Origin of the sequence: Nonomuraea sediminis, assembly GCF_018531495.1 — a bacterium.
GTDB classification, from domain to species: Bacteria; Actinomycetota; Actinomycetes; order Streptosporangiales; family Streptosporangiaceae; genus Nonomuraea; species Nonomuraea sediminis.
Genome location: NZ_JAHDTI010000017.1, coordinates 13,261 through 38,665 on the forward strand (window position 1 = coordinate 13,261; position 25,405 = coordinate 38,665).

The window sequence follows — 25,405 nt, forward strand, 5'->3', positions numbered from 1 at the left end:
CAGTGCTGCACGAGCACAAAGGACTGGGTTGCCCATCAGAAATACTCGGCACGTTAGACCGCCGCAACGCCTTCGATTTCTGGCGCTCATTGCCGATCAACCCCTCGCGCCTGCTGGCAAGACCGGACCCGCCCCCGAGGGTTCGGTAATTCCTCCGCGTCGTACCCACGTTTCCAAGCGTGCCCAGCCCATTCACACCCCTTGTGCGCGGCTCTCACTCCGATCGTGCTGTAACGGTTGCCTGGCGTACTTCTGCCAGAACACCGTCCCAAAAACCGACGACGTTTCCTCCTCCGAGCACCAGCTGGCGGTCGAGCAGCCTGTTGCCGGTCTCGCACGAGGTCTCGCTCACAAGCGAGCAACCATGGCATGCAGACAAATTGAGTTGGGACGAACCTTGCCTGTCTCTTTCGATGCACACCGGGTCGTTCGAGCAGACATCCGCGTCGTCGAGCGCTGAGACGAGCAGCGGGATCAGCTTCCCAGGATGTCCCAGCCGAGCTAGTCCTCCAAGGGTTCCCTGAGCATCTCCTGCCGCGGTGTAGATCAGAATCCCGGCAGTCTTGTCCTTCCGGTCGGAGTTCGCATAGATCCGTTCCCGCAGCGACGCTGATGCATATCCGCTGGCGAACGCCAGCCTGCGGATGAGCAGGTGCGACAACGTGTGCAGAGCGATGTAGCGCGGCTCCGGAACGTCGAGCCGGTCCGCCCATGGCGTGCCCGCGCGGCGCTTCAGGAGGATGCCTGCCCGCGCCTGGACGCCCGGCTGCGCCTCCCATTGTGCGAGTTTGTCCTCATCGAACCTCAGGAAGATTCCCTCGCCGAACATTTCCATCGCCGGATAGGTGGGGAACCCTTTCGGTCCGAGATCAGCAGTGATCAGATCGGCCTCCGCGCTGTGGCGCCTGAAGCCCCGCAAGGCAGTCACCTCGCGTACCCGGTGCACCTGTCCGACACCAGCGATCCGGCTGACGAGACTCTCCGGTCCCGAGGTTGTGTCCCGGCTCCATCCGTCGACGACGAAGTCCCCACCGGTACGGTCTCGTCCACCCTCGAGCTTCTTCAAGAAAGCGGCCCACTCCCCATCCTTGAGGTCGAGAAGCACGTCGTCAGCCGAGGCCTCGTCTCCTGCCGCGACCTCGCGCACGGTCTCCGGAGACACGCCTAGCTCGCCGGCTATCCATCCCGCAATCACCTCCGCCTGAGGTCCGCCGTTGTCCGCCATGAGCTTCTCGAAGAAGACATGACCACGGATCTTGTCGGCGATCTCCGCAGACTGCGGGCGTTCTTCGGGGATGTCGAGCGCGGAGATCCGATCGGCGATGTAGTTCCCTGTCGCCCCCCGCTGGACCGCTACAAGACGATGGTTGCACGGCTTCTTCACGGAACTTTCCGGCTCCCACGGCTGCCGACCGACACAGTGGAGGCCGTCGCGGTGCAGGGTATCCCTCGTCACGAGCTCCGCCAGAGAACGGCTGTGCCCACATCCGTAGCACTTGACCCGGAGGGAGGCCAGGCCCTCGCCCTGACCGGACACCCTCTCGAACCGGAGCTCCTTATAGGCCTTACAGAAGCGAACAGCTTCGTCGAGGGTCGCACCGTGGCCCCTGTGCGCCCACTTGAACCACGGGACGTCCTGGGCGTGACTGCCCTGTTCGCAGATCGCGATGTAGCGCATCGGGACGAGGAACCCTCCGCACTCACAGGTGTTGCTCCACTTACCTTTTTTCTTCCCTGTCAGCTTGGAGAGCTTTGAGCACCTCTCGCAGAACCGCCAGGCGGGAAAGCGCCAGTAGAGCAGTGCCGGTGTGTCCTTCCCCGCATGGCCTGCATGAGTCGGCGGCTGCCTGAGAACTCCCGCGCCGAGCCTGGCGAGGAGTCGCTCACAGCTGATCTCATGGGCGTACTTCTTGTCCCACCACGAGGTGTCCGGCGCGATCAACGACTCACCTCGGATGTCGACGATCGCTCCAACACCGAAGGGTGTGATCGTCTCCGACAACCGCAGGTCATGCCTGATCTTCTCCACGGTGCACCTCCTCCTGAGGTTCCTGGACGTTCACGGCCACGTTCGGTTCGACCGACCTCATCGAGTCGCCGACGAGCCAGCCTTCCGCGAGCTGTCCGAATCTCTTGACCAGCGCTTTTTCGATCTTGGCTGACCGCTCGTAGCCCAGCGTCTCGTCCGCTTCGCGGGCCGCACTCGCTCGACGGTCCCAGTCGCGCAGAAGGCTCCAGGCCGCCTGTCGCGTCTCCTCCGCCTCGATGTCGTCGGCCCGAGCCACATATCCGAGGAAGCGGTCGACAATATCCGCCATAGCATCACTGAGTGCCATGTCATCGAGGTCGAACCGTCCTGCTGTGTCATTGTCGGCCAGCGGGGCGAACGATTGCCGCACCAGCGCCACGAGCGCCCCGGCCAGCGAGCGCTCCCGCGAGGCCAACGACCAGGGAGTCACGCTCGTCGGTTCGACGCTGCGGTAGAGCGCCTCGTGGTATGCACGGAAGGTCTCGAAGTGCGACCGGTCCCGCGCACGACTCGACCTGAAGAGCGTCACCACGATGCCGTTGGTGTCGCCACGTCCGACACGGCTCGTCGCCTGGATGTATTCCGCGGTCGTCTTCGGCTGCCCGACCATGAGCATCAGGGCGAGCCTGGGGATGTCGATGCCGACGGAGAGCATGTTCGACGACAGGACGACGTCGATTGCTTCCGAGGACTCGTCCACACGGACCCGAAGCGCTCGAAGGTCGCTCGGCAGTTGCTCCGCTCCCCTTCGGCTCGTCAGCTCCAGCACACGCTCCGCCCTGACCATTCGCGACGGCAGGCCCAGACGTTCCGCGCGGGGCTCGAGTCGGGCCCGCACGTCGTCGACGACGAGCGTTCCGGTACGTCCGAGTTCCCGGAGAGAGTTGTGGTACATGACCAGCGTCCAGTAGGCGTCTTTGGGTACGACGGTGTCGCCGCGGGCGGAGAGGACCTCGGGTATCTCGATGAGCGGGGTGACCGCGGAGATGACGGCCGAGGGCTGGGACACCGACTGAGGCATGAGCCCGATGTAGAGTCGCCCTTCCTCGTTCGTGACAGGCCGAGAGAAGAAAGTCCGGTCGTCGTCGAGCCCGGACGGCGGGTAGTGCGCGACCTTGCGCCCGTACAGCCCCTGCACCTGTTCGTCCGAAGCACGGATGGTCGCGGTGGAGGCGACGATCTTAGGACTCGTACCCATCCGGCTCAGCAGGAGCTGAATCACAGCGTCGAACACCGCGACGGTGGTGCCCAGCGGCCCGGACAGAAGATGGAGCTCGTCCTGGATGAGCATGGAGGGCTGCTTGAACGTGGTTCCGAGGCCCAAGAGCCTTCCCGCCGTGGGCTTGAACTGGAGGCGGGCGAACTTGTCGACGGTCGCCAGAAGGATCGTGGGCGGATCGTCGTACAGGACCTCGTCGACGACGGCGAGCGGCAGTTCGTCGCTGAATCGACACGAGGTGTCAACGCAGTGCAGCACGATGTCCTTGCCGAGCAGGCGCATGCCGTAATCCTTCGACTGCGTGCTCTTGGACTTGGGCACCAACGGTGTCAGGCACCAGGGGCAGCTCTCCACCTGGAACTGATTGGCCTCTTCAGGTCGTGCCGCCTTCAACAACCGGTCCAGCGCCGCTTTCGCCTCCGAGCGGCTGTTGGGAGTGACATCCTTCCCCACCCACAGGCCGATCGTGAAGGGCGTCATACCCTTCACCCGAGGATCTGTGCCACGCAGCAACTCCATGGCACAGATCAGCGCTGCCGCTCGCTGGAACTGCTGGGACGTCAGGAGCCGGAGTGTGTATCTGGTGATCACGGCGGTGCCGCCGCCCGCCGTGCCGTGAACCAGTCGCCGGCGAAAGATCTCAATCGCCGCGAGACCTAGGTACGCCTCGGTCTTGCCACCGCCAGTCGGGAACCAGATGAGATCGACGAGGTCACGATCACCATGCTTCTCGTCGACTGTGGAGGCGAGCGAGACGAGCAGGAACCCGAGTTGGAAAGGCCTCCAACGTGGTTCCTCCGAACCGGCCTCAGGACCACCACGGTTGATCGAGGACTGACACATCTGCAGACGCATCGCCGCCATGCCCAGAGCGAATGCCGTACGAAGGCGTCCCTGAGATGGATCACTAAGCAGCGCCACGCCTGCCCGCATCCGCTCGACCGCGTCCTGGGAGCGGCCCGCAATTCGCCGAGCGACCCCGGCCTCGTCACCGAACCCTTCAGCCCGCCATGTCTGTTCGTCCACCCACTCGGCGAACGCATCGGCGAACGCATCCAGAGACCGGAGCACCGGCTCCGGGTCCGAATCCAATCTCATGAGATGTGCGAGCTCCAAGGACTCCGCTTCAGGAGTGCCCTTCGCAAAGCCCGTGGTCTCGACAGCGGGGACGACGAAGGCCGGTACCGGATCGAGGAAGACCTCAGTACAGCGACCGTCCGTGAAATCCCAATCGGCGGCCATCCCGTGACCGACCGCGTAGACCTTGCGGTTGCGGTACCTGAGCCGGAGTTCGGCCGTCTCTTGATCCCCGCCGGACAAACGGGTGGTGTCATACTCCATGAACTGCGCACCCGCGGCTGGACTGACTGACAGCCCTACCTGGAAGAGCATCTGAGGGATGTCGAGACGATCGTCTCCGGTGGACTCAGACATCACCCTGACATGAACCGTGACCAGGGAGTTCCCTCTGAAGTCGCGCCAGCGCGACCCGATCTCCACGGGCACGTCGCCCACTGTGAGAAGCTCCGGACGCCAGCCTCTCGTAAGCAAGATCTTGCCCGAGGCGAACGGCCTACGACGCCACTTAGGCGGCCCGTCAACCGACTCCTGCGAGTACGTACCGCACGAGAATTTCGCCTCCACTGAGGCGCCGTCGGTGACGAAGGAGATCGCGACGGACGAAGGGCGCCAGTCCTCGGCCAACGGAACCGCGGCACCGTCCTCCTCGAGATCCCCCTCCGGTACGTCCGCCGAGACCTCGTCCTCGGGCTCGGCCTGAGGCCTGCTATCGGCCTCCGGAGGGGCGGGGAACAACATCCCGACGGCGTACTGCCGATGCGGAAGGTTGCGGGTCACTTCTTCCTGCCCCCCGTCCGGCCCGACGTAGGTGTCCCGGAGGTGCTGCAGTGCGGCACTCTGTGCCTCGGTGAGGTTCACTTCCCGACCTGCTTCCGGACGAGTTCCTGGAGCCGCTGCTTGTCGTTCTTGGAGGCAACGACATGCAGCGTGACCCGTGGTCTGGTGACGGCGACGTAGAACCCGGCGAGCCCGTGCTCGTCATACACCTCGGGCAGGTCGCAGACGATCACGTGCTCCGCCTCCAGCCCCTTCGCAAAGCGTGGGCTGGTCACGGTGAAACCTGCGGCACTCCGAACGGGAGCGGCGTCGGACATGGCTCTGATGATCCAGATGCTTTCACGACGGGCGCCGTCGTCGACGAGCTCACGTGCCACGCTCTCCGCGGCGGCTACATCGGCCTCCGCGTCGGCCCATCTCCACTGCACTCGCTCACCATTGACGATTCCAGGATCTCCGATGTCAGCCCCCAGGTACTCCTGGACGACGTGGACGATCGCCCTGGTGTTGCGGACATTGCGGTTGAGGTCGAGGAGCAACGCCTCGTCTGACACAAGTTCGTAGACATCCTGGTCGAAGGAGCCGTCCACATGCGCCTGGTTGTTGGGATCGAGAAACATCCGCCAGCGTCCTTTCGCGCGTCCTCCCTTGATGACGGCGTCCAGCGCGTCCATCCCGTCGGCGTTCATGAGGTCTTGCGCCTCGTCGACGAGAACGGCGTCGTATTTCTTCTCTCCGTCGAGTTCGGAGAAGGGGCGTAGGTCGATCGCACGGCCTGTGATGCGTGGTGAGAAGAAGCCGACCAATGCCGGCGAGTGGAAGGTGATCAGGACGGATCTACCCTCGCCGGTCTCTTGTTTCGCGGCCTCGGCCAACACGAGGGACTTCCCGGTACCCGCCCCTCCGATCACCATCATGCGCTGGTTGCGTGCGAGCGCGGACAGCACACGCGCCTGGTCGTCCGTCGCGCGGTTCTGCTCCTCGATCACGGCCCCGCGCTGAGCGTCGATCACCGGCACCCGTGTGAACTCGCCGAAAAGACGCGCTCGCAAGAGGTCGGGACGCGCGATCTTCACTCCATGCGGCGCCGTTCTCGTTCCACCGACAACGGTCTTGAACGCTGCGGTCATGGCCGCGACGGTCATCTCCTCCTTGGCCCACCAGTGGCTGCCTTTCCACTCGACGGTCGGAGGAGGGGCATCTATGTCAGGCGTGATGACGACTGCCTCACTTGCGTACCAACCGATGCCTTCTTCGGTGAAGATCGCTCGTAATGCGTGCATGGCCGACTGGGCCTGCCGCATCGGGGATTCACGAAGCCTCTTCCAATCGCCGCGTCGGTCGACGGTGTACCAGAGGCCGTCGTGCTTGCTCACTCCCCCGCCCTTGACCTCGACCAGGATGACGACGTTCTCCCACAGGACGACGAAATCCGCCTCCGCCTGTTGCTTGGTCTCGTGGGTTCGGAGCGAGACCGAGTGGAACGCGACGGCTCCTTCTGGTCCCTCGATCGCACTCAGGACACGCGCGACACGGCGCTCGGCACCGCTCGTGGCCGTCGCCTCGATGTCTGCGAGGTCCGGAACAAGAATCATGCGCCGTGCTCCCGCCAGAGCTGTTCGTACTCCCGATATCCGAGGAAGTCGTTGACCGCACCGAAGTTGTCGGCGATATCCACGATCAGGCACTCCTCCTTGCCGCCGTTCTCCGGGCCGCGAAGACCACGCCCTGCCATCTGGATGTAAGCGCTCGGGCTGAACGTCGGGCGCGCGATGTAAAGAGCACGGACGCCAGGAGCGTCGAATCCCTGGATCAACAGGTCGCAGTTCGCGAGCACACGGATCTCTCCCGACTTGAACTGCTCGATGACCTCCCGACGCTCCTGCCGACCGGTCTGGCCGCTCACCGCGGCGGCCTCGACCTTGCGATAACGCAGGGTCGCCGCGAGTACCTGTGCTGACAGCACGTTCGGGGTGAACACGAGGATCGGCCATTCCGGATCCTGCTGCATGATGTGGTCCACGAGGACCGCCATACGTGCTTGGTCTCGACCGATGCGATCGAGAACCTGTGGTTCGAGCTTGCGCTGATTCCGAACGTTGGCCAACTCGCCGGCGTTCAGAACGACGTCAATCCCCGGAAGCACTTCGTGCCGGACGCGAGCGAGCACACCCATCCGGGACAGTTTCCGGTAGGCCTCGCCCCCTTCAAAGGCCTTGATCATGCGACGTCCGAAGCGCGCAGCCAACTCCTTCGTCTGAGTGTCGTTGCCCACCGAACCCTTGAACGGCGTCGCGGAGAGGCCGACGAGAGGCCGCTCCCAACTGCGCCCGTCCACACCGAGCCATCTGAGGATTTTCGTGTATCTCGGAGAGCTACCCGCGCGATGGGCTTCGTCGACGATCACCACGGACGCGTTGCTCAACCACGCATATTCCGGGCGGTCGATGATCTTGTCCAGCTTCGCATCTGTGGCGACGACGACGCCGAACTGCGTGTCAGGCTCATGCACCGAATTGTTCTCCCAAAGCCTGCCGATCGTCAGTGGTCGTTCGTCAGCCAGGCCGCGCCACACCATGCTGAAGGTCTGCACCGCCTGTTCACAGAGCTCGGCGGACTGCGCGATCCAGAGCACCGGTCCGCTCAGGGCACCGTCGATGAACAGCCGCAGCACCGTCTCTGTCGCCACGCGAGTCTTCCCTGCGCCGGTGGGGAGCTCGACCATGGCCTTGAGCGCGTTGCCGTTCGGCTCCTTAAGGATCAGGACGTCCCTCAGACGGGCGCTCAGGTCTTGCTGGAAATCGTGTAGGGGGTTCAGCTTGATGGCTCCGGGAACGACGAACTCGTCGTCCTGACGCTCGTTCCGTTGACCGGCGTACTCGGCCCCGAACCCCATCTTCCGAAGCCAAGTGATCGTCGGCGCCCCGCCAGCCCACGTCGTGGGGACGTCCGTATATCCCTCGCCGCGGAACTGGTCGGCGAGCAATCGAATCGAATCGCTTCTGTAAACGGTGAGAAAGAGTTCCGCGACAGAGGTCGCGTCGTTCACCAGGCCTTGTCTCTCGAGTGCCGACCAGAGGCCCTTGGGCAACGCCTCCCGGAGAGTGTCATCCCCGAAGAACACCTCCAGACGGTCCACATCGGTGACGGCCGCCTTGGCGGCTTGGCGCTGCTCCTCGAGACGCTGGTCCAGCCCTGCCTTGAGTACTTCGCTCAGCTGGGCGTTGTCCAATCCCAGGCCGAACGCCTTGTTGACGACATCCAGGACTTCCCGCTCTCCGAGGTCTGCCCGTACGGTCAACGCATATCCGTCGAGGTACCTGTCGAGCGACTGGTCCTCCACGCCATCCTCGGTGGTCACGCGTTTGGCTATGTGCACCGCCCTCGCCACCGTGGCGTTCATGACCTTGTCCGCCACGTAGGTCGAGCGAAGTCCCGTGTACAGGTCGATGATGCGTTCACCGTCCTGCTGCCCCTCGATCAACATGGAGAAGGAGAAACTGTCCTCGAACCTACGGCATCCTACGACCTCGACCAGAGTGGAGACCTCGTCACTGTTCGCCCTGAGATAAGGCTTCTGCCGAGACGCCAGGAAGCGCTGCTCCTCGTCGGTGGTCGCGATGTAGACCGTGTCCGGCCGCCGAGATTCGACGCCCTGCCCGAGACGGGCTGGGATGCGTGACGGATGTCCTTGCGAGAAGACGAGTCTGCTCGCGGCAATGACGAACGCCGTCAAGGTGTGGTCCTTGACGCGTGGTGGGAAGATCTCCGCCTCGAGAGCTTCCCGCAGTACGTCCGACGGCACCTGAGCCAGCTCGCGGGGCAGGTTCAGTCTGTGCTCGACGTGTCGGGGACCTCGGTACAGCGGAAGCAGGTCCTCGTACTCGACCAGGGTTGCCGACACGATCTTCTGCGGAGATCTGCGGCCCCTGGTCGAAGGAAGCACGCCTGCTCGGTCAACCGCCCATCGAAGCGGTGAGGTCACCCGATAGATCTGACGGGAATCGAGGTCCTCAACGGTCCAGGGTTCATCCTCGAACCCCAACAGCTGCGTCGTCCATCTCTCTCGCATCTGATCGGGCGCGGCTGCGTCCCGCAGCATGATGAGGACCGAGAACGGACCAGGGCCCGCGTTCTCGACGAACTCGATGCGCTCGATCTCCCGTTCGCCCGGCCCTCGCCGGGTGTTGAGAAAGTCCCTCACCCACCGGCAGTAGTCCCCGAAGAAGACCTCGTCCTCGGTGGGGTACTCCTTCACGGGGTCGTGGACGACGCCGACTGCGTGAGCCACCTGTGGGACGCATCGGGATCGGTCCAGCAGGCGCCCGCCGAACTCATCGCCGAGGCCGTCCATGTCCACGACCTGGCTGGGCCATGACCACTTACCGTCACGGGTCGGTACCCTGATGTGTCCTGATGTGTCCTTCGACAGCATCCTCACGGCTTCTGACGGCGAAACGTTGAGGACCGCGTCCCAGAACCTGGTCAGGGCCTCGTCGTCAGAGTTGACAGAGAGCTTGTTGAGACGTGCTCGCAGGATGGCAAGGGGATCCAGGTCGCGGAACCCCTCACGGCGTAGATGCTCGTCGATCTTCGGGATTGCGAGAAAGTCCTCGGCGACGAACCGTGCGCCCTCGATGTCGACGTCGTCGACCCGCCTCAAGAAGACGTTGCTCCGGTCCTTCAGAGCGCACATACCATCCGTGGTCGGGATCACCCGTGCGGTCTGGATGCCCTCGATGGCCGGGTGGTTGACGACAAAGGCGAAGGCTTTCGCTGCCGAACTAGGATCCGTGCCCTCGGCCCACTCGCGCAACCACGTGATGATGCCGCGTTTTGGCATTGCCTCAAGAGCTCGCTTCTCGTCCCGGGCGTTGATCTCCAACTTCTCGGCGACGCTGAAGACACAGAGCTGCCGCAGACGGGCGATTCTCTGCTGGATGGCGTAGCAGCGCCAATGCGGGACGTCGTCGCCCGTGTTCGGGGAATTGATCCAGTCCTTGTGGTCCTGCTCCGAGACACCGCTGACCATGAAGTCGAGCGGGCGAAGCTCTCCAGCGATCCTCAGTCTGCCCGTCGCGTCTGGAACAATCTCACGCTGGGCCGCGATCCTCGGCACATGTGTGGAGAGAATGTCGTCACCGAACGAGAGTGCCTCACGACCACGCGCAGGCATGTACTCAAGGTGGGCGGCAGGGTCGTCACTCGACGCGACCTTGGGGAGCATCCCTACGAACATCTCGGAGAGAGCTTTCAGGATTTCCCGGTTGTAGGTGTTCTTGAGCAGCGTCGTCCGGTCGTCGTTGACGCTCCAGGGGGCATTGAACAGCGCCGAGGCAGTGGTCTCGTCCTGCAAGGGGAAGTATGACCAGAACTCTCCGGTCTTGAGCCGAGCCTGGCGGGACGGCATCGCAACTGTGACCTTGACCTGATCCCGCGAAACCGCCTCTCCGACCTCGGCCCGAGCCTCATGGGACGGAGAGTGCATCCGATGCTCCACGACCCACTCGTCGCCGGACCCGTCCGGGCGCTCAATCCTGAAGCAACCGTCGCCGTGGTCTCGGGATATGTGGCTCGTGCTGTACGACTCCTCGGCCCCGATGACACGAAGCCGCACCTCGCGCACCTCCGTGACGAACAGGAGGAATTCCGACCGGAACTTACGGATCTCCCGATTTAAACGTTCCAAGTTGGAAGCTCGTGGCAGCTTGACAACCGTCGTCGCCCACTCGGCCAACTCGGCGAGCATCGGGTCTTCCTCGAACGCTGCCTCAGCATCGATCAGGGTGGCGGTCCGCAGCGCAGGGAGCCTCTTCATAGGCGCTCGGACAGCACCGATCGCCGCCTTTGCCTTGTCCGAGTTGAACTCGAAGGAAACCGATCGGCTGTATACCTGCGGGGCATCAGTCACCGCCAGGACCGACTTGAAGCCCAGTCCAAAGCGCCCAATCTCGTCGCCGCGCTTGCCGCTGAGGTGGGCGTGTGCGATCGACGTCAAGCCGCTCTTTGAGAACGGGCGTCCAGCATTGGCGCAGTACAGCGTCGCTGACCGCATGTCGAGGACGATCTCCACCCGCCCCACGCCGAAATGGTCCAGGTGCCCACCGGACATTGCGTCCGCCGCGTTCTGCACCAGCTCAAGGAGCGTGCGGTTGGCGTACCCACCGACCCGGATCGACTCTTCGTGGTTCGCATGCTCGGTGATGAGGTTGGGATTTGCCTGGTACGACGCGATCGCTCGATCGAACTGTTTCTCGACTTCTTGTATGAGTCCGACATCCGGGGTCCAGTCCTGCCGCCTCGCCATTACGACCTCACGCCTCTCTCGTCTGGCCCTGAAAGGCTGCCGCCACCCTCGGCATCACAAAATACGCTTGGCACACCCACTGCCGCATTCATGCCGCATCGCACATAGAGCGGTCAGATCAGACCTATGGTCACGAGGGGGTGTCGCCGACATCACCGGCGCAATGATAGACCCGACTACCTCCGTGGTGGCAAACACGAAAAATCCTCCCGTTCTAGTGCCAGCAATCACACGTCCTAGGCGCACGCCGCCCGCTACTGTCGACGACGCCTATCTCCGCGGTTCTCGATGCTCCCCCGCCGATCGGCCGCGTGAACCTCCCGACCGCTTCGGGCACAGCAATCGCGCTACCGAGCCAAGGCCGATGCTTGCCCAGAGGCAGGACGCAAAGGACTAAGCGGGATCCTTACAGAAGCGATCCAGGGCAAAACTTCACAGACGGTTCCAAATGGCTGCCCCTTCCCGGGGCAGCCCTGCGCCACTGATACCGACTCTCAGATGTACGCAAAACAGCCGTGCCCTGACTGAGTCGGGATCAAATCAAGCGTCGGTTGCCTGCCATGCATTGCTTCATTAGCCTGCACGCTGCAATGCGTCCGAAGACGATGTTGATTCTGCTCATATCGCCCAGAAGGCAGCATCAAGAAACATGGCTCCCGCCGCAACTCACACGACTCTCTTACGGGACGATCAATCGACGGACGGCAACGGCGGTCAGCGCTCCCGTGGACATCATTCCGCAACCACGGCCAGCATTTCCATCCAACAATCCCTGCCGAAAATGTCAAGCGTACAGCTCTGTCGGCAGGAATCACTCCCCAATGCCATAGCGAGGCGTGACGGGACAAGAAGCCTCGTCGTGGCGCGCCTGAACGTAATACCCGCCCTGAATCATGGCCGCAGGGCGGGTGTCCCCAAGCGGGCGAGGCACTACGCGCGCACTGATCCACTCGCTCTGTCGGGGAATCGCGAGTTCGAGAGCGCGTGCAATCTCGGGATGGCCGTCGCGGTAGCCGAGAATGATGATTCCCTGGACGGCCAGCGCCAGTCTCGCATCGCGTACGCGTTTCGGGCCGTCGTGCTGTTGCGCTACTGTCGTCACAGTTCGCCTGTAGATGATTCTGCCCTGCACGAGACGGAAAAGCTGATTGACACGTTCCTGCTTGGACAGGGCGGGATCGAAGATCGCGCGCAGGGCAGCCGGCGGCAGCCGCAGCAGTTGATTCTCCGGAAGCTTTCCCTTGCGCACCAACCATCGAACACGAGAACGGCCGATCGCGCTGATGGTCCTCTTGCCGTCCTGGTTCGACGACGCATTGAGAATCTCCGGCGTCACATGTACGAGTCCAACCGAGAATTCTGCGGTCTTGTCGGAGGCATGCATGATTAAACAGATGTGACCTACCGCCTCGCGAGGAATCTCCTGCCCCAAGAGCGCGCGCATCGAAAACTTGGCATCCACGTCATATCCAGCGACGGAATAATCCATCTTCCGCCCGCGGTCCAGGTGAAACTCGTCCTGGCAGATGATCTCAACTTTGGTACCCAAGTACGTCCGTTCGGTCTTCGCCACCACGCCGTCGGCGTAGATGTCGAACCGCGCAGTGCGCTGCCCGTCGAGGACTTCGTCGATGGCTTGACGGAAGATCTGACCGAAGCGCTCCTCCATCTTCGACTGGCTGCGGAACCAAGACTCCACCGCGTCAAGTGCCTGGTCGCCCGCGGAACCGGCCGCGGCTTCTCCTCGCGCAGGCTTGGGCTCTGGGAACTGGAGATCAAGAGTGTCGGCCACAGGCGGAGTCTAGGGGTTTTATCAGAAGCTCTGTAGACCTGATCCCCACGGTCTCGAACAGACAATTCACCATTCAGTGGAGCATGCCTTGTCCGCTGGGAGCCGGCCGTTCGTCGCTCTTCCCTCAGCTTCCAAGGCGAGGCCTCGGGGCGGGCGCCGTCCCATGGATCGAAGCGTGATGCCTCAGATCGATGTGGCTGTATGGAAGTGCTGCACACCGCCGCCGACGTTCACTCGAGGAGGATCTCCTCAGGACGACGATTGGTGATCGTTGTGGCTGTGCTCGCGATGATGTGGTCGAGGCATGCCGACAGGTCACCACCGTGGTCGTCGCGGGCGATAGCACGCAGTTCCCTGATCAAATCCATGTCGTTGATCAGGACGATCGGGTGCTGATCTTCGACCATCTCCAATTGGGCGGGTTCAGAATACGAGCCTGTGGTGACGGAGACGCCGATCCAGCAGCGGCGCAGTCTTGCGACCACTCCGGCAATCTGTTCTGCAGAGACTAGGCTGTCGGGTTTGATGCATTTGGCCTGCCCAAGCACGACCAAGCTGGTGCCGGCAAGTCCGCTGCCCAGATCGAGGCGACCGACGAAATCGGCACCGCCGTCGCCAGATCGACGGGTGAGCCAGCCGTCGGTGTAGCGCTGATCAGAACCCCGTAGTACACGAGCAGCCACGGTGGCTGCCACGGCTTCGAAGTCATGTTTGTTGCCGGCGAAGCGCTTGTAGACCGCCTTGAGGTCGGTAGCCTCTGGGCTGCCTGCGACTGGCCTCTGGTCCTTTACCTTGGTGATCCGAGCCTTGGCAACACGGCGTCGGAGTCGCGGGAGCGCTGAGTTGCCATCCTTGACCCACGTCCGCCATGCACGTGGAGCTGCCGTAAGGACCTGAGCCGCGGTAAGCGATGCGTCTCGCCGGGCGTGTATCCAGTCCCAGGACACCGCATCGCCCTCGTCCGTGAGATCGATCAGCGCGATGTCGTAGACGTAGTTGGTGAAGGTCGTGTGCTTCGGCCCTCCCCACTGCACCACTCGCTCTGCGCGTTCCACCAGACCGAGCCCGCAGAACTCCACATATCCCTTCGGCCGGCCATTGCGCGACACAGCCGGAGCAACAACAGCGGTGTTGCCGCTGCGCGCTCTGCCGGCGTCGCAGCCTGATGACCGTTGAACGCTTCCAGCAGCGCAGCGTTGCCTGTGGTTGTTCCGGGAGCGACCTTCTGCCCTGCTTTGTGATTGCCGAAGTATCGGACGTGGCCATGGTCCATGTCGAACACGTCATGCCAGGGAGTCTCCGTAGAGCTTGCCTTCCACGGACTTGACCGAATCAAGATTGCGGGCCGGCGTGTTCTGTCAGGCCCGACGACCTTTGCCATTCCGTTGATGCCTTTTTCCAGCAATGCACGCGGCGAACCAGGTGAATGGGTCGCATGGTGAAAATTGTCGTAGTCGTCTAACAGTGCTGGTACGGGGTCCTTGCCGCTGGCATACCGGAACACCTGCCCCACACGCAGTTGTCCGCCGACCATAGCGTTCCTCCACATGTATCGGGCTCAAGATAATGCTACGTGCGTAGGTAGATCCGGCTCGATCCAGCCAGATTCAACCGATTGAGAGGCGGCAATCGCCAGAAGTACACCCGGTAAAATCAGGCATATTCCACTTCCGCCAGGACGGCATTGTCGATGTCTTTCGACTCTGAAGCTTCTACAGACCTCCAGGTCCTGAGGCTCTGCAGCAGGTCATCGTCTGGGGGATTCCAGCCGAATGCAACACAAAGGATGTGCATGGCCAATCGAGGAGGGACAGCATTTCCGATCTGCTGGCTCACATCCCCTCCGGACCACGGATAGTCGACAGAGAAGGTCTGGAGACAGCCCGCTTCCGCCAGGGAGAAGCGTTCCAGTTCAGCGCCGTCCAAGGAGACGACACGGTTGCGGGAGATTTTTCCGGTTACCGTGGCCGAGGGCTCCCAGGAGGCGCGTCGACCGCGAGCTTTAGGGTCACCGCCAGTGCCGTAGTTCGAGATCACTTGGAATTTCTGCTGTCGTTCAAGCACTTCTCCCATGGTCCTCCATGGCAGAAGCTCCTGATCTCCGGCATCCCGCGGGACTCCCTTGCGGTACGGCCGATGCGTAGGCCGAGGCAGAGTCACTTGTTCATCGCCTATGCGCGCGATCAGTACTGCCCTCTTACGTGTCTGTGGAACGCCGTATTCCTCCGTACGCAGGATGCCGCAGTCCACGGAATAACCTTCGCCCTGCAAGGCCGCTGCATAGGCTTCCCATACCGGAAGCACGGCCGGGACTTGCTCAAGAACGATCGCCCGGTAAGGAGTGTTCTTGTCGTCGATCGCTTCAAGTGCCCAGCGGAGAGGTTCCAGGACCAGGCCGGTTCGCTCGTCCTCCAGCATGGCAAGATCTCGATCGATCTCTTCTCGATCTTCCCGGGCGACCATACGCTTGACGAAGCGCAATACTTCATCGAGTGCCCTGCGACCGGCTCCGGTGCCTGCGACGGTGAAGGTCTGACACGGTGGGCCTCCCGCCAGTACGTCCGCTTCAGGAAAGTCGGAAGGGCCGTAGCTACGCACGTCGCCTTCCACCGTGTCCAGGCCGGCGGCCCGGCGCGTCTTACAAGCCGAGGCGTCCCATTCCACACCCACCGTCATGACACCGAGTTTCTCCGCTGCCACGTCGAGCCCACCAGGACCGGCGAACAAGTCAACAATCTTGGCAGGGTGCACTTGGTCTCCACTGGTGTGTCGTGCGGGACGAAGCTGCCACAGTCACCATGATCGGTTGGCACCAGAGGCAGCAAGCTGGCCGATGCGCACACAGCGTACTGGCGGCCACCGACAGTATGGAGAGTCACAGACGATGCGTTCTGAACCTGACCAGCTTGAAGGCTCTGCTCCTGGCACTGCTGCGAAGACCGCCGCGCCTCGGTCGCCGGGGGCACAGTGGCGTCAGGGGTTGCCGACGAGATATACCGTTATTCCGTGGCCCCCATGCCTTCTCCCAGTTCGGCCGGCGTGTCGGCGCGGATGAGCAAGCAGCGTCGCAGGGACACCGCGCCTGAGACCTCCGTGCGGAAGCTACTGCACGCTCGTGGGCTGCGGTACCGAGTGGCCTGGCCAATACCTGGCATGAAGCGCCGAACGATCGACATAGCCTTCACACGAGCTAAGGTCGCGGTGTTCATTGACGGGTGTTTCTGGCACTCCTGCCCTGAGCACGCCACACGTCCTGCTGCGAACGACACATGGTGGTCAGAGAAGCTGGCGAAGAACATCGCCCGGGACGTTGCCACGAACGAGCACCTGCATCAGGCAGGGTGGCGGGTCATTCGTATATGGGAGCATGAGGATCCGTCGGAAGCAGCCGATCGCATCGTCGAGGAACTCATGCGGCCCGGGCACACAGTCCGTGCATCACCGCGGGCATGAACCACGCGCTCGCTCAGCACCGGGGTCACGTCCACGGATGTAGTGTGTGAATCGATCTTCGCGTGATCCTTTTTCTGCAGGTTGAGCAGTAAGCGGCCGTATGCGGGTCGGCCTCCACAGCCACCTTCCGTCAGGCGGCGCACTGCGGAGCGGTCGCAGCAGACGATGGACAATTGCGAAGCGGCGCTCGTCCTGGTCCGCTTCACCGATCAGAGCGGCTGACGGCGATCTGGCAGCGATCTGTCAGGCCACTCGCCCAAGGTGTGTCCCATGTCCATCAAGGAACGTATCTTCGCCCGCCCACCCGCGCCCGGCCCGATCCATTTCGATGAGCGGTTCGGCGCGTGGATGGTTTCCCGGCATGCTGATGTCCGCCGGATCCTCAGCGACCACGGCACCTTCTCCTCCGACGAACTGGCCCACAGCGCGCATCCGGCACCTCACCACGACAACCCAGTACTGCGCAGCCTGCCGTCGCTGGACCCGCCCCGCCACCACGAGCTACGCCGCCTGGTGGCCAGGGCCTTCACTCCCCGCGCGATGTCCGCCCTGGAGTCCTCCATCGCCGAGACCGCGAGGAAGCTGCTGACCAACGGATCCGGCGAGGTGGTGGACGCGTTCGCTTCACCACTGACGGTCGCCACGCTCGCCGGACTGCTCGGCATCTCACCGGCGCGCAGGGCCGACTTCGTCCGCTGGACGATCACCATCTCCGAGTTCGCCGACGCTTTCGCCGAGGATCCGGTACGGCGAGCACGCTTCTACGAAGAAGTGGCAGAACTGCGCACCTATATTCGCGAGGTGGTCGCCGACCCGGGCGGCGGCATGATCCCAGCCCTGGCGACGGCGCTCGACGAGAGCGAATTGCTCGATCTGGTCACCACGCTGATCGTCATGGGCCACGAGACAACGACCAGGCTGATCTATCACGCGGTGCTGTGCCTGGAACGCTTTCCCGCTGCGCCCGCAGCGGGCCTGGTGGAGGAGGTGCTGCGGTACGTGCCGCCGGTGAGCGCCATCGAGCGCTTCACGATCACCGGGGTGAACCTGGATGGCGTAGTGCTCCCTGCCGGCGCTCGGGTCGTGGCCTCCATCCGCCGCGCCAACCGGGATCCACTCGTATTCGCCGACCCCGACACGTTCGACGCCACGCGCGATCCCAACCCTCACCTGTCCTTCGGCACGGGCATCCACGTCTGCTTGGGCCTCCGGCTGGCCACCATCCAGGCGAGCATCGCGATCCAGGCACTGCGGGAGGCCTTCCCCGGCCGCTGGCACGTGCCCGAGGACGGTCTGGAGGCCACGATCTCCCCCGTAGGGGTCGACATCCAGCGGATGCGCCTGATCACTTAGCACGCCGCGGGCAAAGTCTGTCAGTTGATCTTTCCATTGATGTGGTCTCGCTGGGCGTCGATGCACTTGACGCAGACGCGGAGCAGGACGTACACGCCGTGACCAGCGCGCTTGGCCACGTCAAGCGCTGGCATCCCAGCGTCGAGCCAGAGCGAGACGGGCGCGTGCCGCAGATCGTACGGCCGGGCGGCGACCATCCGCAGCTACGCCATACTCCTCAACCCCCGAGAGCCGCCTCCTCCTCAGGACGAAGGGTCGCGTAGTAGACGCAGGCAAACAGCGCGCGAACCGCGCCTGCGCCCGACCTTGGCCACCGCATCAAGGAGGTCGCGTGCCGTTCGGCCACCACCGCCTCCTGCAGCGCGCCCCTGGAAGCCTCCCCCGAGCCTGAGCAGGCGGACCTCGTGCCAGCGGTTATCGCGGTGGGACCAGGGGCCGTACCTGCTGAGCTTGGGCGAGTCGATGAGGCGCGGGTAGGCAGCGTGCATACGCACGATGCCGCGCCCCATCGCGGGGGAGGCAGTAATGCTGGCACCGAGCACGCACCGTGAAGTTGGGGGCCTCATTTGATCGAACACACGGCAGTTCGACAGCGCTTTCGCCCGCGCCGTGGGGCGACGCCTCCTTCTCAATTGGCGCACCACTGGCGGGTCCGACGCCCGATCGCCGGGCTGTCTGCACCCGCCCAGCGTTGCAGGTGCTTGCATGGTGATGCGATTACTGGTGGTGCTCTGCCACAGCCGTGGTCAGTAATGCCCAGGCGACAGGGCGGGTTGCGGGCCTGTGTACGGGAAACGGCCGCCGCCGTTCGGCAGCGCGACAATGTCGAGAGGCGGGTACAGCGTGCGGCGATACGGGCGATCCTCCGTGAGGCCCACCAGCACACGCTCGACCGACCAGATCGCAATCGCCGCCGTCGCGGCTGCCGCAGTAGACCTGGAGCTCGCGGCCGCAATGCGCCTCGGATGTCAACCGGCCGCTGTCATGCGCGCATAGGAAATCACAAGTAGTAGCCGAGGAAGGTGGCAATGCTCACCCCTACCAGTGCGATTGCGGCTATACCGCTGAGTGCTGCGGCGTCCTGGTGGCCTGACCCGGCGGTTAGGGCGGCGAGCGTGCCCACAAAGGCTCCAGCGAAGAGCCAGATCACTCCGGCATTGTCCAGGTCAGCAGCCACAGCGATCACACAGAAGATCACCATGCCGCAGGTCAACACCATGGACAGGCATGCGCATCCAGCCTCAGCAGCTGGCGTGGCAGGGGGCGGATCCTCAACAGCGTCAGGGCCGGGAGAGGGAGGGTCCTCGGGGTGCATCACGCCACGTTAGCGCCTGACACGGAAAGTAATCTTGCCGCTAACTACGGCGACCCGGAGACAGGCTCCTATCAAGATCCCTGAATTAGCCCTCTGCACGAACGTGCCTCAGACCAACGCCAGGAATGAGCAGCTCACGCTAGAGACCGCACATAATCACGCCTGACAGGAGCAGGGCACTGTTTGTAAGTGGGATGTCGCCCTGATCATCCGGAGCAGGGTCGTAGAACCGACCGCCGCGACGATCGCGGTTCAGGCTAGGGCAATCGTCCGGTTTGGGCCTGCTAATCCGCAATCACGCTCCTCGATGCTGCAGTCCGTCCCAGGACCATCGGGGGATCTGCAGGTCGTCTGGGACATCGTCGGCGGACTCGTGGTAGCGCGACATTGTCGTTGTGGTGGTCCAGGTGAAGTAGTCGTGCAATGCCTGGCGGAGTGGCTCGTCCGTGTTCAGGCCTACGTCTTCCAGGGCCTGGTCGAAGCACACGATTGCTCGATGGTTCATTTCCTCGTGTTCGCCGTTGCCGCTGTGGAGTCGGACGACTGATGTCTCGTTCCCGTAGATGCTGGAGTACGCGGTTGGTCCGCCGAGGGCCTCGGACCAGTAGGCGGCGAGTCGCTCGGTGTGTTGTGGGTGGAATCCGTGGCTGAATGCGTGGCTGACCACGTCGTCGGACATCACCCTTGAGTGCCACGCCTCGGCCAGGCGGAACAGGCCATGGCTGCCACCTGCGGCCTCGTACACGCTCTTCATGCTTCTGAGGATGCCAGGGGTGGCGCAAGGACCACACGTGGTTCAGGTCGGCTGCTTCGGAGGCCCTCCGCAAGTGGTCACGGTTGAAGGCCACCGCAATGCTCCTGGCCCGAGCGGGGCCGCCACGTGTGGGATGGCGGAGGCCGCCGACAGCGCGGGGATGATGCGTTTCAGGCTGGTGCTCGGACCCGACGGCTTCGGACGGCGTCGTTGTGGCTCCATACGAGGGGGCAGATGTCTTCCGGATGGGTGGGCGTATCGGCGGTGGCCAGGAGCTCGCGGCGGGAGATCTTGGCGACCGATACCTGCTGGTGGTAGTCGGTGAAGGTCTGTACCTCGCCGTCGGCGCGGCACAGTTCCCAGCGGGGACCGTGCAGTTCGGTGTAGGACATGCCGTGGTGTGAGTAGTCGCCCATGGTGGTCGTGTGGACAGCCCATTGGCGTAGGAGCGATGGTGAGGCGCGCAGGCTCAGCAGGTTGCCCTGCTGGGTGATCTCGGCTCTGCGGGCGTCGGGTTCGGGGTGGAAGTGGCGCCACCAGGTGCCGGCCGATCGCTGCGTGCGCCACTCGTGGGCGGCCAAGTCCAGGCCCCATGTGTGCCAGCGGATGGTCCCGGCTGGTGGGACCACAAGTCGGCTGAGTCGGTTTGCGGTTCGCGCGGGCAGGTGGGTCAGGTTGGCGGGGATCAGTGCGATGGGGTCGCCCGGTTCGGCGTCGAAAGGGTTCGGGTCGATGAAACGGCGGTCGATGAGGACGACGGTGCCGGGTTGCCGTTGGTAGGACAGGCCCCAGAGGAGGCGGCTGAGCAGGAGGGTGCCGTGCGGGTCGGAGAGGATGTGCCAGGTGTCGTGGTAGAAGTTCGTGGAGAATCGGGCCCGGGTCCCGGGGCGCAGAGTGATCAACCGGTAGTCCCGGCCATCCATGCGTACGAGGTTCCGATGGAGTTTGAGGCGATCACCGGCCTCACGGGCGTTGGACGGCCGCGGCTGCTTATGCTCTGGCACGGTTCACCATGATTTTGCTCATGTCCTATGCAAGCGCGCTTCGTCTGGCGCTCTCAACGCGATTTTCTGCCACCACTCAACGGCAGCGCCAAACTGGATGAGTGACTTCCACCGGTTCCTCCAGGGATGGGCACGCCCACTCGCCAGCCCTCTCCGCCGTAGATCAACCACAAGGTGAGGGATCAGCCGGCCCAGTGGAGTCGGCTGGATGGCCACGGCTAGGGCTGCTGCTTCTTGGCCAGGTTCTCCGGTACGGGGCAGCGGGTGCCGGGCCGTAACCCCGCTCCAATCATCTTCCCGGTGGAGAGCCCCAATGGAACGGCTCGCCTTTCGCGGGTAAAGCACCATGACTAATCTTTGATGACCATGTGATGCGGCCCGACGGGCTTCCGTGCTGGACAGCGGATACGCCCCCACCCGCACGAGCTATCTCGTGCTGCCTGGGGGAAGTCTGTGACGGCGCTGCGGCTGTCTGTCGAGAACCTGCTCGCGTCTCCCAACGAGGCCGCCCTGGCGGAGGTGATCGCCGAGCACGTGCGCGCCACCACCGGCCGCCGCCCCTCGCCCTCGGAGATCAGGTCCTGGCAGCGCAGCCTGCCGGCCCTCGCCCGTGATCTGGCCGACGCGGGGCTGCACAGGGTCGAGATGCTCGTGGAGTACAAGCTGCCCCTGACCAGCAAGCGGGCCGACGTGGTCCTGGCCGGGGTGCATCCGCGGACGGGCGAGGACTCCTACGTCGTGGTCGAGCTCAAGCAGTGGAGCCGCGCCGAGCCGTCCGAGCTGGGCGAGCACCTGGTGATCGTCGACGGCATGCCGGGCGGCGAGCGGCTGCACCCGGCCGAGCAGGTGCGGCGTTACTGCGAGTACCTGCGCGACTTCCTCGGGATCTTCCACGGCAAGGCCGACAACGTGTACGGCGCGGCGTACCTGCACAACGCCATGGACCTGGACGTCGACGGGCTGGCGGAGCAGGTCAGGGACGAGCGCGGCCGGCTGTTCACCAAGCAGCGGCGCGGCGAGTTCCTGCGCTACCTGAGCGAGCGCCTGTCCGACAAGCCGGGCGCCGACGCGGCCGACCGTCTGTTGCGCAGCGCGGTCGCGCCGAGCAAGCAGCTCATGACCTACGCCGCCAAGGAGATCCGCGAGCGCGAGCAGTTCACCCTGCTCGACGGCCAGCAGGTCGCCTACGAGCTGGTCATGGGCGCCGTCGACCGGGCACGCCGCGCCGACTCCAAGCAGATCGTCATCGTCACCGGCGGCCCGGGCAGCGGCAAGAGCGTCATCGCGCTGTCCCTGCTCGGCGAGCTGTACAGGCAGGGCCGTACGGCGCTGCACGCCACCGGCTCGCAGTCCTTCACCCAGACCATGCGCCGCTATCCCGGCCGGGGCAGCACCCGGATCAAGAACCTCTTCCGGTACTTCAACAGCTTCACCGACGCCGAGCAGAACGGCCTGGACGTGCTGATCTGCGACGAAGCCCACCGCATCCGCGAAACCTCCACCAACCGCTTCACCCCCGCCGCCAGGCGCACGGGACGCAGCCAGCTCGACGAGTTGCTGTCCGCGGCGCGGGTGCCGGTCTTCCTGCTGGACGAACACCAGATGGTACGGCCGGGCGAACTCGGCACCGTGGCGAGCATCGAACGCTACGCCCGGGCGAAGGGGTACGACGTCCGCTTCGTCGCCCTCGACGAACAGTTCCGCTGCGGTGGCAGCCGCACGTACGAGCAGTGGGTGCTGCGCCTGCTGGGCCTGGCCGAGGGCGGGCCCACGGTCTGGGAGGGGGACGAGGACTTCGAGGTACGGGTCGCCGGCTCGCCGTACGAGCTCGAGGCCTTTCTGCGCGCGCAGGACGGGACGGCGCGCATGACGGCCGGTTTCTGCTGGCCGTGGAGCGATCCGCGGCCCGACGACACCCTGGTCAACGACGTCGTCATCGGCGACTGGGCCCGGCCGTGGAACGTCAAGAAGGACCGCGCCGTGGGCGACCATCCGCCGAGCATGCTGTGGGCCAGCGAGCCGAACGGTTTCGGCCAGGTCGGCTGCATCTACACCGCCCAGGGCTTCGAGTACGACTGGAACGGGGTCATCCTGGGCCCCGACCTGACCGTCCGCGACGGACGGCTGGTCACGGTGCGCAACGAGAACAAGGATCCCGCCTTCATGAGCCGCAAGTCCGTCCCGGACAGTGACTTCGACCAACTGGTTCGGAACGTGTACAAGGTTCTGCTCACCCGCGGCATGCGGGGGACCGTGATCTACGCGGTGGACCCCGAGCTACGGGACTTCCTCAGATCAGGCGGGCTGGTCCCAGATGTTGGGCGGCGTGGCGTCGTGGCGTACGACCGGCCAGTCGAGGGCTGAGAGTGCGCTCTCCATGTCGTCGGTGGCGATGACGATCTTCACGCCGCCGAACGTGGTGTAGGCGAGTTCGATGTTGACGTTGGCGTCGGCGAGTTGGCGGGCCAGCTCGCCCAGCGTCCCCGGCCGGTCCTCGACGTTCACCACCAGGACGGGCCGCTCGTCGGCGATTCCCATTCCGGCGGCATCGAGAGCCTGCCTGCATCTGTCCACGCTCGCGTCGTCGACGAGGACGTGGACAAGGCCTTTTCCATCGCCGGTGAAGGCCGCGAACCCTTGGATGTTCACACCGAACTGCCCGGTGGCCTCCCCTAGCCGAGCGAGCTCACCGGGTTGATCGTTAAGAATCACCGTGATATCCGTCGACATCTCACACCAATCGTCTCATTTGGCGCGTAATGCGACAATCCTTCGTCCAGTCATGGCATGTGTTGTTGCTTACGCGCCAGATGATGCGTTTGTCGCACGAGGTGAGATCGGACTTCGCTCCGACTGCCCTCTCCAGACCGAACGGTCACATCCTGGTCGCGACCAGGGCCGACGGGACTATGCGGCCCGTGTCGGGCGGCACGCTGTCGCAGGCCGAGTAAATGCAGGTATATCCCCAGCATGAGATGCGCGGGTTGAGCTCAGGCACCTCCCCGCCGCCGCTGGGGCGTGCTCGTACCGCGTCAGGCTCAGTGCGATGAGCCTGACGCTGGATGGGGATTCTTTGGGGTTAGTTGATCGGTTCGGGTTCGAGAGGGTCGGGTTTCTGTTGCAGCTCGGACAGGATGGAGTTGAGCTGCTCGTTCATGTGTCTTCGGAGGCCTGCCAACTCGTCGCTGAGGGCTCCGAGGTCCTGTCTTAGTTCGGTCCGCATCTCGGAGATGTCGGTCATCAGTTGGGCGATGCCGATTACCGTGGCCATGCTGCTGTCGCCGGCACGAACGCTCCCTTCAAGCGTCTGCACCCGCGACAGCAGGTCGAGGATCTGCGCCTCTACGTCCACGTGTTCCTTCCTCTGTGGCACGAGGGAGGGGATCCCCGCCGCAGTCCCGCCGAGGCCCCATTGCGTGAGCACACAGTGACAGAAAGTAGGCTCCCGCGCAGGTCATCGCCCCCAGCCAGGGCGTAGTTCTTTCTTCCGGCGTTCAAGTCCGTCCACCCCAGGGCGCGATCATGCGCCAAGTCTTGTCAGGCTAGATTGACACCGATTCGCGTGTCAGTCTAGCCTGACAAACATGAAGACTCTGATCCCACCCAACCCGGCGCCAAGGCCGGGCTCCAAGGGCAGGCCGGCGAAGTGGTTACTGCGCTGCGGGGTAGTCGCAGGGCCGTTGTTCGTGGTCGCGTTTCTCATCGAGGGCGCCACGCGCGGCCACTACAACCCGCTACGTCATCCCGTCAGCTCGCTGGCACTCGGCGAGTACGGCTGGACCCAGACGGCGAACTTCATCGTCGCCGGACTCCTGACACTCGCCTTCGCATTCGGAGTACGGCAAGCACTCAAGGCGGAAGGCGGCACCACCCGAGGCACCCTGTGGGGACCGATCCTGGTAGGAGCCTGGGCCGTCATGCTCATCGGTGCAGGCATCTTCACCACCGACCCGGTCAGCGGCTATCCACCGGGAACCGCCGCCATGCGAGCGGAGTACACCAACCTGGCCGCAGAGCTGCACGACCTCATCTCCCTGCCAGGCTTCATCGCCCTCTTCGCGGCATGCATCGTCTTCGCCATCCGGTTCGCCCGACTACGACAGCCCAGCTGGGCCATCTACTCAGCACTCACCGGAGCGGCGTTCCTGACCACATTCATCCTGGCCACCCTGGCCTTCAGCCAGAACCCATCGCTGGTCGCCTACGGCGGACTCTTCCAACGAATCGCGATTACCAGCGGATGGCTCTGGCTCACGCTGCTGGCAACACGGCTGCTGCGGCAGAGCCATGACACAAGGCCGGAGTGAGGCCTGCTGACGGCC

At 64.0% G+C, this 25,405-nt stretch carries 16 protein-coding genes and 1 pseudogene; 4 read left to right on the plus strand and 13 right to left on the minus strand.

Going from position 1 to position 25,405, the window contains the following annotated elements; all coding sequences use genetic code 11:
• Positions 1 to 214: 214 nt before the first annotated feature.
• The 8 genes and pseudogenes from drmB to KIK09_RS48290 form a co-directional block, all read right to left on the minus strand.
• Positions 215 to 2,029, minus strand: coding sequence for an MrfA Zn-binding domain-containing protein (gene drmB / locus KIK09_RS48255; protein ID WP_214326313.1), 1,815 nt, complete (start codon positions 2,027 to 2,029; stop codon positions 215 to 217).
• Positions 2,010 to 5,186 carry a helicase-related protein gene (locus KIK09_RS60390; RefSeq protein ID WP_214326314.1) on the minus strand — a complete coding sequence of 1,059 codons (3,177 nt, stop codon included), beginning with the start codon at positions 5,184 to 5,186 and terminating at the stop codon, positions 2,010 to 2,012. Before KIK09_RS60390 ends, drmB begins: the two co-directional genes overlap by 20 nt.
• Positions 5,183 to 6,700 (minus strand): nuclease-related domain-containing DEAD/DEAH box helicase, encoded by a 1,518-nt coding sequence (locus KIK09_RS48265; RefSeq protein WP_214326315.1) that lies wholly within the window; start codon positions 6,698 to 6,700, stop codon positions 5,183 to 5,185. Before KIK09_RS48265 ends, KIK09_RS60390 begins: the two co-directional genes overlap by 4 nt.
• Positions 6,697 to 11,412, minus strand: a complete 4,716-nt coding sequence (locus KIK09_RS48270; protein ID WP_214326316.1) for a DEAD/DEAH box helicase — start codon at positions 11,410 to 11,412, stop codon at positions 6,697 to 6,699. Before KIK09_RS48270 ends, KIK09_RS48265 begins: the two co-directional genes overlap by 4 nt.
• 811 nt (positions 11,413 to 12,223) lie before the next feature.
• On the minus strand, positions 12,224 to 13,204 hold the full coding sequence (locus KIK09_RS48275) for a NaeI family type II restriction endonuclease (RefSeq protein WP_214326317.1): 981 nt from the start codon (positions 13,202 to 13,204) through the stop codon (positions 12,224 to 12,226).
• A gap of 230 nt (positions 13,205 to 13,434) precedes the next feature.
• A complete protein-coding gene (locus KIK09_RS48280) occupies positions 13,435 to 14,313 on the minus strand; it encodes a restriction endonuclease (protein WP_308164745.1) in 879 nt (292 codons plus the stop codon).
• A gap of 17 nt (positions 14,314 to 14,330) precedes the next feature.
• A pseudogene (locus KIK09_RS60860) lies at positions 14,331 to 14,753 on the minus strand (hypothetical protein); the annotation flags it as partial.
• Positions 14,754 to 14,857: 104 nt separating this feature from the next.
• Positions 14,858 to 15,955, minus strand: a complete 1,098-nt coding sequence (locus KIK09_RS48290; protein ID WP_214326320.1) for a DNA cytosine methyltransferase — start codon at positions 15,953 to 15,955, stop codon at positions 14,858 to 14,860.
• 264 nt (positions 15,956 to 16,219) lie between these two features.
• On the opposite strand from KIK09_RS48290, the gene KIK09_RS48295 reads away from it, so the two are divergent.
• Both KIK09_RS48295 and KIK09_RS48300 read left to right on the plus strand, forming a co-directional pair.
• Positions 16,220 to 16,657: a very short patch repair endonuclease gene (locus KIK09_RS48295; protein ID WP_214326495.1), complete on the plus strand. Its 438-nt coding sequence runs from the start codon at positions 16,220 to 16,222 to the stop codon at positions 16,655 to 16,657.
• Between the two features lie 270 nt (positions 16,658 to 16,927).
• Positions 16,928 to 18,010, plus strand: coding sequence for a cytochrome P450 (locus tag KIK09_RS48300; protein WP_214326321.1), 1,083 nt, complete (start codon positions 16,928 to 16,930; stop codon positions 18,008 to 18,010).
• 1,000 nt (positions 18,011 to 19,010) lie between these two features.
• On the opposite strand, the gene KIK09_RS48305 is transcribed toward KIK09_RS48300, so the two are convergent.
• From KIK09_RS48305 to KIK09_RS48315, 3 genes are all read right to left on the minus strand, one after another.
• A complete protein-coding gene (locus KIK09_RS48305) occupies positions 19,011 to 19,325 on the minus strand; it encodes a hypothetical protein (RefSeq protein ID WP_214326322.1) in 315 nt (104 codons plus the stop codon).
• A 295-nt stretch (positions 19,326 to 19,620) separates the two neighbouring features.
• Positions 19,621 to 20,079, minus strand: coding sequence for a group II truncated hemoglobin (locus KIK09_RS48310; protein WP_214326323.1), 459 nt, complete (start codon positions 20,077 to 20,079; stop codon positions 19,621 to 19,623).
• Between the two features lie 170 nt (positions 20,080 to 20,249).
• Positions 20,250 to 21,002, minus strand: a complete 753-nt coding sequence (locus KIK09_RS48315) for a hypothetical protein (RefSeq protein WP_214326324.1) — start codon at positions 21,000 to 21,002, stop codon at positions 20,250 to 20,252.
• Positions 21,003 to 21,536: 534 nt separating this feature from the next.
• On the opposite strand from KIK09_RS48315, the gene KIK09_RS48320 reads away from it, so the two are divergent.
• On the plus strand, positions 21,537 to 23,447 hold the full coding sequence (locus tag KIK09_RS48320; RefSeq protein WP_214326325.1) for a DNA/RNA helicase domain-containing protein: 1,911 nt from the start codon (positions 21,537 to 21,539) through the stop codon (positions 23,445 to 23,447).
• Here the strand turns inward: KIK09_RS48320 and KIK09_RS48325 are convergent.
• Entirely contained in the window at positions 23,379 to 23,795 is a 417-nt protein-coding gene (locus KIK09_RS48325; RefSeq protein ID WP_214326326.1) for a hypothetical protein, read from the minus strand. The two genes, KIK09_RS48320 and KIK09_RS48325, sit on opposite strands and share 69 nt — an antisense overlap.
• 367 nt (positions 23,796 to 24,162) lie before the next feature.
• Entirely contained in the window at positions 24,163 to 24,435 is a 273-nt protein-coding gene (locus tag KIK09_RS48330) for a hypothetical protein (protein WP_214326327.1), read from the minus strand.
• 232 nt (positions 24,436 to 24,667) lie between these two features.
• Here KIK09_RS48330 and KIK09_RS48335 point away from each other — a divergent pair, with 232 nt between their 5' ends.
• Entirely contained in the window at positions 24,668 to 25,390 is a 723-nt protein-coding gene (locus tag KIK09_RS48335) for a DUF998 domain-containing protein (protein ID WP_214326328.1), read from the plus strand.
• Positions 25,391 to 25,405 lie beyond the last annotated feature (15 nt).

Bases quoted from the DNA above. Each gene is read 5' to 3' on its own strand.
- KIK09_RS48310 (WP_214326323.1), bottom strand. From the start codon at position 20,079: ATGAAGAGCGTGTACGAGGCCGCAGGTGGCAGCCATGGCCTGTTCCGC.
- KIK09_RS48270 (WP_214326316.1), bottom strand. From the start codon at position 11,412: ATGGCGAGGCGGCAGGACTGGACCCCGGATGTCGGACTCATACAAGAA.
- KIK09_RS48335 (WP_214326328.1), top strand. From the start codon at position 24,668: ATGAAGACTCTGATCCCACCCAACCCGGCGCCAAGGCCGGGCTCCAAG.
- KIK09_RS48295 (WP_214326495.1), top strand. From the start codon at position 16,220: ATGCCTTCTCCCAGTTCGGCCGGCGTGTCGGCGCGGATGAGCAAGCAG.
- KIK09_RS48305 (WP_214326322.1), bottom strand. From the start codon at position 19,325: ATGCACCCCGAGGACCCTCCCTCTCCCGGCCCTGACGCTGTTGAGGAT.
- KIK09_RS48265 (WP_214326315.1), bottom strand. From the start codon at position 6,700: ATGATTCTTGTTCCGGACCTCGCAGACATCGAGGCGACGGCCACGAGC.
- KIK09_RS48300 (WP_214326321.1), top strand. From the start codon at position 16,928: ATGTCCATCAAGGAACGTATCTTCGCCCGCCCACCCGCGCCCGGCCCG.
- KIK09_RS48315 (WP_214326324.1), bottom strand. From the start codon at position 21,002: ATGGATGGCCGGGACTACCGGTTGATCACTCTGCGCCCCGGGACCCGG.